General features: G+C 64.5%; 9 protein-coding genes and 1 pseudogene. 6 read left to right on the forward strand and 4 right to left on the reverse strand.

The features are described 5' to 3' along the window. Positions 1-23: 23 nt before the first annotated feature. Complete coding sequence (locus IVA93_RS34010) at positions 24-839, forward strand: acyl-CoA thioesterase (RefSeq protein WP_018460051.1); 816 nt, start codon at positions 24-26, stop codon at positions 837-839. Between the two features lie 149 nt (positions 840-988). Here IVA93_RS34010 and IVA93_RS34015 read toward each other — a convergent pair whose 3' ends face one another. The 3 genes and pseudogenes from IVA93_RS34015 to IVA93_RS34025 all read right to left on the reverse strand — a co-directional run bounded on the left by IVA93_RS34015 (position 989) and on the right by IVA93_RS34025 (position 6,312). Continuing rightward, complete coding sequence (locus IVA93_RS34015; RefSeq protein ID WP_018460052.1) at positions 989-2,605, reverse strand: phosphoenolpyruvate carboxykinase; 1,617 nt, start codon at positions 2,603-2,605, stop codon at positions 989-991. A 299-nt stretch (positions 2,606-2,904) separates the two neighbouring features. Further along, positions 2,905-5,499, reverse strand: a pseudogene (locus IVA93_RS34020) (CHAT domain-containing protein). Between the two features lie 63 nt (positions 5,500-5,562). Beyond that, positions 5,563-6,312: a HugZ family pyridoxamine 5'-phosphate oxidase gene (locus IVA93_RS34025; protein WP_026233934.1), complete on the reverse strand. Its 750-nt coding sequence runs from the start codon at positions 6,310-6,312 to the stop codon at positions 5,563-5,565. Positions 6,313-6,554: 242 nt separating this feature from the next. Between IVA93_RS34025 and IVA93_RS34030 the strand changes: the two genes are divergently transcribed. The 5 genes from IVA93_RS34030 (at position 6,555) to IVA93_RS34050 (ending at position 10,548) form a co-directional block, all read left to right on the forward strand. After that, entirely contained in the window at positions 6,555-7,256 is a 702-nt protein-coding gene (locus IVA93_RS34030; RefSeq protein ID WP_007597749.1) for a response regulator transcription factor, read from the forward strand. 116 nt (positions 7,257-7,372) lie between these two features. Then, complete coding sequence (locus IVA93_RS34035) at positions 7,373-9,178, forward strand: sensor histidine kinase (protein ID WP_018460056.1); 1,806 nt, start codon at positions 7,373-7,375, stop codon at positions 9,176-9,178. After that, positions 9,175-9,699 (forward strand): HPr kinase/phosphorylase, encoded by a 525-nt coding sequence (locus IVA93_RS34040; protein WP_018460057.1) that lies wholly within the window; start codon positions 9,175-9,177, stop codon positions 9,697-9,699. The genes IVA93_RS34035 and IVA93_RS34040 overlap by 4 nt, the downstream gene beginning before the upstream one ends. A gap of 133 nt (positions 9,700-9,832) precedes the next feature. Then, complete coding sequence (locus tag IVA93_RS34045) at positions 9,833-10,234, forward strand: PTS sugar transporter subunit IIA (protein WP_007597752.1); 402 nt, start codon at positions 9,833-9,835, stop codon at positions 10,232-10,234. Then, positions 10,231-10,548 (forward strand): HPr family phosphocarrier protein, encoded by a 318-nt coding sequence (locus IVA93_RS34050; protein WP_018460059.1) that lies wholly within the window; start codon positions 10,231-10,233, stop codon positions 10,546-10,548. The genes IVA93_RS34045 and IVA93_RS34050 overlap by 4 nt, the downstream gene beginning before the upstream one ends. A gap of 15 nt (positions 10,549-10,563) precedes the next feature. Here IVA93_RS34050 and IVA93_RS34055 read toward each other — a convergent pair whose 3' ends face one another. Beyond that, positions 10,564-12,189, reverse strand: coding sequence for a glycosyltransferase family 39 protein (locus tag IVA93_RS34055; protein WP_026233935.1), 1,626 nt, complete (start codon positions 12,187-12,189; stop codon positions 10,564-10,566). Positions 12,190-12,282: the final 93 nt, after the last annotated feature.

Genomic DNA, 12,282 nt, shown 5'->3' on the forward strand with positions numbered 1-12,282 from the left:
GTCATTGAACGCCGGATCGAATAATGCACGCCAAGCTCCCGCACCCTTTCGACGACGCCACCCGCGTCACCGCCGGTGACTCCAGCTGGCAGGGACACACCAGCGACGATTACTGGGCCTTTGTCGGCCCGTTCGGCGGCGCCACCGCCGCGACTATCCTGCGTGCGCTGATCGAGCATCCGGAACGTGCCGGCGACCCGCTGGCGCTCACCGTGAATTACTGCGCGCCGATCGCGAAGGGGCCGTTCGATCTGGACGTGCGGCTGGTGAAGGCTAATCGCTCCAGCCAGCACTGGAGCGTCGAACTGTCGCAAGGCGGCGGCGAGGTCGCAACGCTCGCCACCGCCGTGTTCGCCGAACGCCGGCCGTCCTGGGAGCACAGGGTGGCGCAATATCCCGATGCAAAGCCGTTCGAAGAGACGATGCCGTTCCCGAAGATCGCGGCGTCCTGGGCCAACCAGTACGAATTCCGCTTCGTCGAGGGCGAGATGCGGATCGGCCCGCTCAAGCCCGAGCTCGCCAGCACTTACTCAAAGCTCTGGATCAGTGATCGCGAACCGCGCAAGCTCGACATGCCGTCGCTGATGTCGATGTCGGACGCCTTCTTCGGCCGCATCTTCCACGCGCGACGCGAGCTGGTTCCGTTCGGCACGGTGTCGCTGACGACGTATTTCCACACTGACAGCGAAGAGCTCGCCGCCGAGGACATCACGCGCGTGCTGGCGACGGCCGATTCAAAGATCATGCACAAGAGCTACGCCGACCAGAACGCCGAGCTGTGGTCGCCGAACGGAAGACTGCTCGCGACCACGACGCAGATCGCCTATTTCAAGGCGTAGCTGCTTCCGCGAGTTCGCCATCAATCCAGACTGTTTCCGCGGAGGGATTCTGGATTGCTTCGCTGCGCTCGCAATGACGGTGGAGAGACATCTTGAAAAGCAAAAGGGCGGCCTCGCGGCCGCCCTTTCGAATTTCAAACGACGCAAGCTTACTCCGCCGCGAGCTTCACGTCCGGTGCAGCGGCGCGGACCTCGGCGTCGACCTGGGCTTCGAACTTGGCAAAGTTCTTCTGGAACATGCCGACCAGCGCGCGGGCGGTCTTGTCGAACTCGTCCTTGTCCTTCCAGGTGTTGACCGGGTTGAGGATCTCGCTCGGCACGCCCGGCAGCGCGGTCGGGACCGCGAAGCCGAAATATTTATCGGTGCGGAATTCGACGTTGCGAAGCGAGCCGTCGAGGGCCGCGGTCAGCAGCGCGCGCGTCACCTTGATCGGCATGCGAGAGCCGGTACCGTACTTGCCGCCGGTCCATCCCGTGTTGACCAGCCAGCAGTCGACATTGTGCTGGGCGATCAGGTCGCGCAGCATGTTGCCGTAGACGGAGGGGTCGAGCGGCAGGAAGGGCGAGCCGAAGCAGGTCGAGAATTCCGGCTGCGGCTCATTGCCGAGACCGCGCTCGGTGCCAGCGACCTTGGCGGTGTAGCCCGACAGGAAGTGATACATCGCCTGCGCCGGCGAGAGCTTGGCGATCGGCGGCAGCACGCCGAAGGCGTCGGCGGCGAGCATCACCACGTTCTTCGGCTGCGGTGCGCGGCCGGTGCGCGAGGCGTTCGGGATGAACTCGAGCGGATAGGCCGAGCGCGTATTCTCGGTCTTGGAGCCGTCGTCGAAATCGACCACGCGGGTGTCTTCGTCCAACACGCAGTTCTCGAGCACCGCGCCGAAGCGGGTCGAGGCGGCATAGATCTCGGGCTCGGCTTCCTGCGACAGCTTGATGCACTTGGCGTAGCAGCCGCCTTCGAAGTTGAAGACGCCGTTCGGGCCCCAGCCGTGCTCGTCATCGCCGATCAGCGTGCGGTTCGGATCGGCTGACAGCGTGGTCTTGCCGGTGCCGGACAGGCCGAAGAAGATCGCCGCATCGCCCTTGGCGCCGACATTGGCCGAGCAATGCATCGGCATCACGCCGCGCTCGGGCAGATAGTAGTTCAGCGTGGTGAAGACCGACTTCTTCATCTCGCCGGCATAGTAAGACCCGCCGATCAGCACGATCTTGCGGGCGAAATCGATCGCGACGACATTCTCCGACTTGCAGCCATGGCGCTTCGGATCGGCGCGGAAGCTCGGCATGTCGATGATGGTGAGCTCGGGCACGAACGCCGAGAGCTCGATCGCCTCGGGACGGATCAGCAGCGTGCGGATGAACAGCGAGTGCCAGGCGAGCTCGGTGAAGACGCGGGTCTTGATGCGATAAGCCGGATCGGCGCCGCCATAGAGGTCCTGTGCGAACAGCGACTTGCCTTCGGCGTGCTTGAGGAAGTCCTGGTAGAGCGTCTCGAACTGCTCTGCGGTGATCGACTGGTTGCCGGCCCACCACATCTTCTTGTCGGTGGTGGCGTCACGCACCGTGAATTTGTCCTTGGGGCTGCGGCCGGTGAACTCGCCGGTGTCGGCGCAGAGCGCGCCATCGGCCGACAGCACCGCCTCGCCCGCGGAGAGCGCGTATTGATAGAGTTGCGGCGCACCGAGGTTCCAGTGAACCTGCTTGAGATTCTTTAAGCCGAATTTGTCGGCGCCGAAGGCACCGTTGCGCACGCCCGTCTCTTGCACGAAAAATCCTCCTAGAACCCACTCAGCGCGATCATGCTTGGCGCCGCCGCGGTCACCGTGATTACAGGCCGTTCGGCCTCGGTTGGAACGACCTAATACTGATGAACGCTGGCGTTGCCAAGCTGATCCCTTAGGATTTGGTTTATTCAAGGACCGCGCCAAACGTCGCGCATGTCAGCTCTGAGCAGGCGCATCAAAAAATCGACAATGATCGCGCAACCAAATGTGCGTTTCGGCGTTTCCTGAGGTTATTGCAACGCACAATGTCCAAGACAGCTGAAGGACAATCGCAGCCCGCCCTATCGTACCGCGCCTTCGCCGATGAGCGCGAAGGGCCCCCACATCGCTGGATAGGCGTTGCGCGGAGACGAGGTGTCGTCAACGTAGGTTAACATCGCGCGGCGCAAGGCTTCGGCACGCCCGATTTGTGGTTCGTTTTTGAGCAGCTCGAAAGTCATCGTGGTCAGGCGGGTGGCAGCTTCCGAATCCACGGCCCAATGCGAGACCAGGAGCGCGCGCGCACCGGCGTAGAAGAACGAGCGCGCCAGTCCCGACAGGGCCTCGGCGCCGGGCTTGTCGCCCGCGATGGTGTTGCAGGCCGACAGTACAACCCAATCCGCATTGAGCTTGAGCTGAGCGACTTCACTCGCGGTGAGTAGACCGTCGTCGAGTTCAGTGGGCTGATCGGGAATGGAGAGCGCGAGCGAGGGCTCACCCAGTCCCTTGATGTCGCCGGCAACGAGGCCGTGGGTGGCAAAGTAGATGATGCCGTATTGAGCAAGCGCTGCACGCTTGAGCGTCGTCTCGCTGGCGTCGCGGCCGAGATGAATGTCGGCCTCGGAAGCCCCGACATCCCTGGCCACCGCGTTCAACTCATCGGCGGTGTCGGGCAGTTGCGGCAGCGCCTGCGCAAGCCGCGCGCGATCGACGCCGGCACCGCGCCCGAAATCACTATAGGCGATGGTCGCGATGCTGCGCGCGGCGACCTTGCCGTTCGCGGCGCGCCGCTCGGCGGGCCCTTCCAGTGCAGGATTGAACACGGGATCGCCGAAGCCGGTCATCGGCTTCACGCTTTGATCCCGACGCGCGAAGGCCCGCAGCGATTTCAGACTGCCCACCGACGGCAGCACCGAGACGGCCTGGCGCCGCAGCAGCCAGGCGGCGCCGCGATAGCCTTCGAGCGTGTCCGGGATCGCAGCCTGCGGCTTCTCCGTGACGAGCAGATGAAACGGCAATGCGGTCAGCGCAGCCGACGGCACCACCAGCAGGCTGTGCTTGTGCTTTGTCAACGCCTCGACCGGACCGAGCAGCGCGACATGGAGCTCGTTGGCGAGCGCCAGATCGAACAATCCGGATTTGCCGGAGGCGTCGCGCGCTTTGCCGACGTCGAGTCCCTTGCGGAATGCCGTCACCTTCTGCGTCAGCGCATCCGCGCCGAGTGGGATGGCCTTCCAGTCGACGCCCTCGCGCGTGATCGCGATGACACAGCTCTGCTTGTCGACGACGGAATAGAGCACCATCGCCTCGTCGGCCGACAGCAGCAGCCGGATGTCCTTTGCCGTCAACGGCAGCGGATTGGAGAGTGACGCCTAGTCGGGAAACTCGACCGCGAGCGTCTTCTGCAAGCCCGCACGCTCGTTGGCAATCATTGCAATCCGCGCGCGGCTGCGCTGTTCGGTTGCGAGATCGCGCTGCGCGGATTGCTTCGACACTGCGGCAACGATCGCCTTGTCGAGTGCCTCTGACTCAGCCGCGAGATCCTGATCCCGGCGCACCAGCTCGGCGAGCCGGTCGCTGCCGGCGGCAAGCCGAACCGCGAGCTTGTTCACGGCGGATGCGGCGGAGGATTGCGTGCCGCGCTGGATCGCGGCGAGGGCCTCGTCGAGCGCCTTGTCGCCGGACAGCAGATCTTGTTGGCGCGCGGCGAACAGGACCGGCAAGACGATGCGCAACTGGGCGCGATCGCCCCGAAGAGTCCTTTCCGCGAACGGCAATGCGTCCGCGGCGCGCCCGGCCACGTAGAGGAAATAAGCCAGATTGCCGGTCGAGGTCATGACCTCGGGATGATCGGGCCCGAGTGCATTTTCGCGGATGACCAGCGCGCGACGATAGAGCGGCTCGGCGTCACCGTAGCGCTGCTGGTGCTCGTAGAGGCCGGCGAGATTGTTCAGCGAGCGGGCGACGTCGGGATGATCCGGTCCCAGCACCTTATCCCGGATCGCGAGCGAGCGCTTGATCGGCGCTTCCGCGTCCGCATCGCGATTGAGATCGCGATAGACCTGGCCGAGATTGTTCAGGACGGTGGCCACCGCCGGATGCTCGGAGCCGCCAGCCTTCTGGTAGATCGCGAGCGCCCGCTGAAACAGCGGCTCGGCTTCGGCATAGTGCTGCTGCTTCACATAGAGCGTGGCGAGATTATTGAGTGACTGGCCGACATCGGGATGCTCGCGCGACAATCCCTTCTCGCGAACGGCGAGCGCGCGCTTGAACAGCGGCTCAGCCTCGGCGTAGCGGCTCTGCCGCTGGTAGAGCGCGGCGAGGTTGCTCAGTTCGGCTCCGATCAACGGGGTTTCGAGACCGAGCGACTTTTCCATCAGCATGATGGCGCGCTTGTAGAGCGGCTCCGCCAGATCGTCGTGGCCCTGACCGGCATGAACCTGGCCGAGGTTGTTCAGCGCGGCGGCGAGTTCGCGACCTGTGTCGCTCTTCTCCAGGTTCGCGACCATACCTTGCGCCAAAGGCAGTGCTTCCGAATATCTGCCGGCGCTCATGAGGGTGTTGATCCGCGCGCTCTCCGCGGCGAGACCTTTCTGGGCGACGCTAGGCGTGACAAGCGATGCGGTGATCGCGAGCGTCAAACCCGCAACCAGCGTCCGTCTATTCCATTCTGTCATGACGCTCTCGCCGCCGCCTTCTGACCGGTAACGAACTTGGGTCGCGGCGATGGGCAGCAGCGTTCAATGTGTTGCGCTCTGGTTCATCCTGGTGCGCGCTTCGCCGGCGAGGCGAACCAGCATCTTGCGCAGCGCCGTGCCATCAGCCACCCGCTCCGGAAAATCCAGCCGCAAGACGGTCTGGCCGTCCTGCATGTCGAGGCCCTCCGGGTCGCAGCCGGTGCAGCGCCAGTCGCCCGCGGCAGCACCGAGCAGTTTTGTTGCATAGAGGCCCATGGCCTCGCGGTGGTCGGCATTCATGTGCTCCACCGCGCCCTCCTCCGCCGTCAGCAAGTCCTCGGCCCCCGTGAGGTCGGTCAGGAATTGCTCCGGCTTGAGGTCGACGATCCGGCCGAAGCCGGCGACCAGATGGGTTCCCGTAGGCCGGATCCGAAAGAAAGAGAAATCTTTAAAGGAAACAAAGGCTCCCGCTGAGGGATGAGCATTGAGATACCGTCGCCGGAGCAGATCCTTGTCGGCATCGGCCGGCTCGGCATGGCCGGACAGCATGATCCGGGCACCTTCCAGCGGATCGCCCGCCGCCCGCTCGTCCAGCATCAAGGACACCCGGCTGTCGGCCAGGATGTTCCTGGTGTGCACGGCCAATCCTGAGATCAGCAGGATCGGAGAGCCATCCGGATGGCTCGCCAGATTGACCAGGGAACAATAAGGATCGCCGCTGCCGGCCATCAATGTCGCCAAGGCCCCCTGCCGTGACCGCCGCAGCAGCGATTTGGCGAGCTTTCCGGGGTCGAAGTCGGGGGTCGGTTGCATCGGCTTTCTCGGGTCAGGTGGTTGCATGGAGGGCCTTTTTTCGGGTAAACCGGGGCCCGGTTATGGGTCGAGATGCGGCGAATCTGCCGTGTTTCGTGGAACTTGGTCACACTTCAGCCTAGCTTGCATTGCTCGGTGACAAGGTTCGAATGCCAACATCGGCACCCATGTATGCGGCGCATCAGTGGATTGCTCGCCGTTTTCAAGCCACGACCCAAACGGAAAGCAGAAAGCAGAGGCTCATGCCCACAATCGCTTTGGTCGACGACGACCGCAACATTCTCACATCCGTCTCGATCGCGCTGGAGGCCGAAGGCTATCGCATCATGACCTATACCGACGGCGCCTCAGCGCTCGACGGTTTCCGCACCACCCAGCCCGATCTTGCCATCCTCGACATCAAGATGCCGCGCATGGACGGCATGGAGACGTTGCGCCGGCTGCGGCAGAAATCCGACCTGCCGGTGATCTTCCTGACCTCGAAGGACGAAGAGATCGACGAGCTGTTCGGCCTCAAGATGGGCGCCGACGACTTCATCCGCAAACCGTTCTCGCAGCGCCTGCTGGTCGAGCGCGTCAAGGCGGTGCTGCGCCGTTCGGCGCCGAAGGACCCGACCGTCACGCCGAAGGAGAACGACGCCAAGGCGCTCGACCGCGGCCTGCTGCGCATGGATCCTGAACGGCACACCTGCACCTGGAAAAACGAGCCGGTGACGCTGACCGTCACCGAATTCCTGATCCTGCAGGCGCTCGCGACCCGGCCCGGCGTGGTGAAGAGCCGCAACGCGCTGATGGACGCCGCCTATGACGACCAGGTCTATGTCGACGACCGCACCATCGACAGCCACATCAAGCGGCTGCGCAAGAAGTTCAAGGTGGTCGACAACGAGTTCGAGATGATCGAGACGCTCTACGGCGTCGGCTACCGCTTCAAGGAAGCCTGAGGCGCACGCGCCTCCACGAAAGACCGAGAGCATCGCCGGTTCTGATTCCATCGGGACCGGGATGGCTCTAGGATGCGGGGACCTTCGCACGAGCTGTCCTAACGCGGGCGTGAGCATTGCTTGACCGAACGCAGCCTGACGAGAACCAGAACGCCGAGGACGTCACCGCCCACGGCGCTCCGGATCAATTGGCTGAGGACAAGCTGGCCGTGCGGGGCTGGCGTCCACTGAACTGGTTGAAGCGCGCCGGGCAGTTCTTCTTCGCGCTGTCCTTCTCGAGCCTGACCCGCCGCATCGTCTCGCTCAACCTCGCCGGCCTGGTCGCGCTGGTGGCGAGCATCCTCTATCTGTCGCAATTCCGCGCCGGCCTGATCGACGCGCGCGCGCAGAGCCTGCTGGTGCAGGCGGAGATCATCGCCGGCGCGATCGCGGCGTCCGCGACGGTGCAGACCAACGCCATCACCATCGACCCCGACCGGTTGCTCGACCTCAAGCCGGGCGAGACCTATGGCGGCTCGGACGAGTATTCCCCGCTGGATTTTCCGATCAATCCGGAGCGCGTGGCACCGGTGCTGCGCACGCTGATCTCGCCGACCAAGACGCGCGCCCGCATCTACGACCCGAACGGCAGCCTGCTGGTCGATAGCCGCAGCCTCGATACCGTGGTGCGCTTCCCCCTGCCGTCAGTGTCCGCCGAGAAGCCTGGCATGGTCGAACGCGGCATGGTCGCGGTCCGTACTTGGCTCAATCGCGGCGACCTGCCGCTCTATCGCGAGCTCGGCCCCGAGAACGGCAATGGCTATGCGGAGGTCGGCGACGCGCTCCAGGGCCAGAAGCGCTCGATGGTGCGGGTCAATGCGCGCGGCGAGGTGATCGTCTCTGTCGCGGTCCCCGTGCTGCGCTCGCGCGCCATCCATGGCGCGCTGATGCTGTCGACGCAGGGCGACGACATCGACCAGATGGTCACCGCCGAGCGCCTCGCCATCCTCAAAGTGGGCGGCGTCGCCGCCGCGGTCATGATCATGCTGTCGCTGCTGCTCGCCAGCACGATCGCAGGTCCGGTCCGCCGGCTCGCCGATAGCGCCGAGCTGATCCGCCGCCGGATCAGGACCCGCGTCGAAATTCCCGACTTCACCCGTCGTCGCGACGAGATCGGCCATCTCTCCGGTGCGCTGCGCGACATGACCAGTGCACTCTACAGCCGCATCGAAGCGATCGAGATGTTCGCCGCCGACGTCGCGCACGAATTGAAGAACCCGTTGACCTCGTTGCGCTCCGCGGTCGAGACGTTGCCGCTGGCGCGCAACGAGAACAGCCGCGCGCGCCTGCTCGAGGTGATCGAGCATGACGTCAAGCGGCTCGACCGGCTGATCTCGGACATCTCCGACGCCAGCCGTCTCGATGCAGAACTGCAGCGCCAGGATGCGATTCCGGTCGACCTGCGCCGCCTGCTGACGACGCTCGTCTCCGTCGCCAATGAAACCAAGCTCGGCCATGACGTCGCGGTCGAAATGCGTTTCGAGGGCCGCAGCCCGACCGACAATTTCGCCGTGACCGGCCACGATTCGCGACTCGGACAAGTGGTCTCCAACCTGCTCTCGAACGCACAGTCCTTCTCCGAGCCCGGCAACAAGGTGCGCCTCACCTGCCGCCGCGTACGCGGAGAGATCGAGATCGTGGTCGACGACGACGGCCCCGGAATCCGCGACGACGCGCTGGAGCGCATCTTCGAGCGCTTCTACACCGACCGCCCTCATCAGGGCTTTGGCCAGAACTCCGGCCTTGGCCTGTCGATCTCCAAGCAGATCGTCGACGCACATGGCGGACGCATCTGGGCGGAGAACCGCCTCGGCCCGGCGGACGAGGACGGCGCGCCCAGTGTTGTCGGCGCGCGTTTCGTGGTGAGGCTGCCGGCGCTATGAGCGACGGTGGCCCCAGCGTTCACGCCTCGGCGGTCAAGGTTGGAGATCTGGCGGTGCTGATCCGCGGGCCCTCGGGCTCCGGCAAGTCGCGCCTTGCCTTCGATTTGATCATGGCAGGACGCAGCGGCGTGCTCGAAACGGCCGTTCTGGTCGGTGATGACCGTGTCCATCTGGCGACAGTCGGCCGCGAAATTGAGGTCCGCCCCGCCCCGGTTCTGGCCGGCCTGATCGAGATCCGGGGGCTGGGAATCCGCCGCTGCGACTTTGTGGAGCATGCGACCGTCGGCCTCGTGGTCGATCTGGACGCCGCGGATGCGGAGCGGCTGCCGCCGGCCCAATCCCTGAAAACAGCCATTTTAGGTGTCGAAATACCACGAATCCCAGTCGGCCGCGACTATTTGCCCCTTCCTCTGGTTGTCGCGGCCTTGACCACTACCAAGAGTTCATCTCCCGTTAACCCTTCAGGCGATTGTTTGAAGGGAAATGGTAACCATATGAACCCCACACTCGCGACCGAATAGACCGGCGCAGCTCCCCTTATCCATCCGTCTAGATTCAGGGAGATACGCAACATCCCCTCTTGCGCGGGGGCTCTGGATGGTCAAAGTGGCGCGTTCGTGCGGTGCACCAAAAGCGCCCGCGAGGAGTTTTCCGATGATTGGTCTAGTACTTGTGACCCACGGGCGCCTTGCCGACGAATTCAAGGCAGCGCTTGAACATGTCATGGGCCCACAAAAGCAAATCGAAGCGATCACGATCGGCGCCGAAGATGATTCCGATCTCTGTCGAAGCGACATTATCGAGGCGGTTAACCGCGTCGATTCCGGCGACGGCGTCGCGATCCTCACCGACATGTTCGGCGGCACGCCGTCCAATTTGGCAATATCCTGCATGAGCCGGCCGAAGGTCGAAGTGCTCGCGGGCATCAACCTTCCCATGCTGGTGAAGCTCGCCAAGGTGCGCGAGGAGCGTCCGCTCCCCGACGCGATCGCGATGGCCCAGGAAGCCGGCCGCAAATACGTCACCATCGCCAGCCGCGTCCTCGCCGGCAAATGAGCGACGAGGCGCCGCAAGCCGGGACGGGCGTGCCCGCGGGCGCGATCTCCAAGGACCTCCTGATCATCAACAAGCGCGGCCTGCACGCGCGGGCCTCCGCCAAGTTCGTTCAGGCCGTCGAGCGTTTCAGCGCGCAGGTCTGGGTGACGCGCGGCGGCGAAACCGTCGGCGGCACCTCGATCATGGGCCTGATGATGCTCGCCGCCGGTCCCGGCACCACCATCACGGTCGCCGCGTCCGGCGATGATGCCGAGGCCGCGCTCGCGGCGATCACCGAACTCGTTGAAAGCAAATTCAACGAGGAAGGGATTTAGGCGGATTCGCTTCGATCAATTCCCCGGCGGCGCGATGTAGATGTTCCAGCTCATCGACGGACCGGCTTTGCCGTGAGTGAAACGGCGCGTCGTCATTACGATGCGCTCGGCCTTCGGCGCAACTTCGGACACCCATTTTTCGAACGCCGGCAGGCGACCATCGGCCGGGTCGAACACGCCGATGAAGCCGTATCGCTTGACGTCATCGGGCGAAATCAATCCGGACCCCCAGGCCTCGAGCGGCGTGAACGCGGCCGGATGATCCGGGCTGTAGAACACCATCGGCTGGATCGATTCCATGGTGCCGGCGACGACCGCCCAGTGCGAGGCGAAGCGCGCGTGCCAGGCCTGCGTCAGCTCGCGCGCGAGATCCGAGCGCGCGCCGTAAGTCGCCGTATTGCCGGCATTGGCCGCCATCTCGCGGGCGGCGATCCAGGGCGAGGCAATGAGCGTGGCAACGCTGAGCACGAGCCAGATCGCGACAATGTTGAACAGCGCAGCGCTCTGCACCCGCAACGCCGGGATCGCGACCAGCGCCAAGGGCACCAGGAAGAACAGCGAGATGCCCCAATCGGTCTTCATGTAGATGCTGAAGGCCAGCGCGCCGAGCGCGGGGCCGACCGCGACAATGATCTGGATGAGCCAGACGTTGCGCGCCTGCGAAAGGTTCACGCTGGAATTCGCGCCGCGCGCCCAGTCCCGCGTGACGATGCGCAAGGGCGCACGCAGGAGCAGCCTGAACCAAGGTGGCACCAGCGCCATCGCCAGCGCGGCCAGCGCCACCGGCAATGCCAGCAGCGCGACATTATGCAGGGCATAGCCGGTCACGAGCTGATGCACCTGGCCGCTGTCCTCGAGGCTGTAGGTATCGCCGGCATAGGTCAGCGGCACGAAATGCGCGTCCGCCAGCCACACGATGTGCGGGATCATCGCCACCACCATCGTCGCGATCGCAACCCACGGTGCCGGCGACGACAGGAATCTCATTCGCTCCGGATGGATCAGCGCGGCAAGCCCGATGGCGCCGATCATGGTCAGCACCCAGTATTTGGTCATCAGCGCCAGCGCGCCGGCAAGGCCGAGCAACACTCCGGACTGCCAGCTCCGCTTCTCGAACGCATTGAGATAAGCGAGCACGAGGAGCGGCAAGGTGACGAGCTGGAGCAGGTCGGGATTGTACTTGAAACCCTTGAAATTGAAGATCGGGTAGAGCGCGACCATCACCACGACCAGGAACGCGCGCCGCGCATCCACGACGCGCAGCGCGATGAGCCAGCAGATCACCATACCGGTGCCGACGGTCGCCATCGCCAGCGCATAGGTCGCCCAGTCCGTCGGCGGGAACACTGTGAACCAGAGGCCGGCGACCCAGCCCGACAGCGGCGGGTGCTTGCCATAGCCCCAGAGGAATTTCTGCCCCCAGCCCCAGGCTTCCGCGACGTCCATGTGAACGTCCTGCGCTGCCTTGAGATTGATCAGGATGAAGGTCCAGAGCACCGCATGCAGGATGGCGAGCTGGATCACCAGCCAGAGGCGCGCCTCGGGGCGGGTCGCGCTGGCAACCAGCCAGGCGCGGAAGCGGGCATAGCTCACCCGGGTCTTCGCGCGCGCTCGGGCAGACGGGATCGAGGTCGTCGTCATGGGCCTGGACATCAGGCGTTGCGTAGCGCGTTTCGGGCCTTCGTGGAATCAGCTTGGCGTGAACAAAGGCCCTGAAATTACAGCAATATGGTT

Source organism: Bradyrhizobium sp. 155, from assembly GCF_023101105.1.
GTDB classification, from domain to species: Bacteria; Pseudomonadota; Alphaproteobacteria; order Rhizobiales; family Xanthobacteraceae; genus Bradyrhizobium; species Bradyrhizobium canariense_D.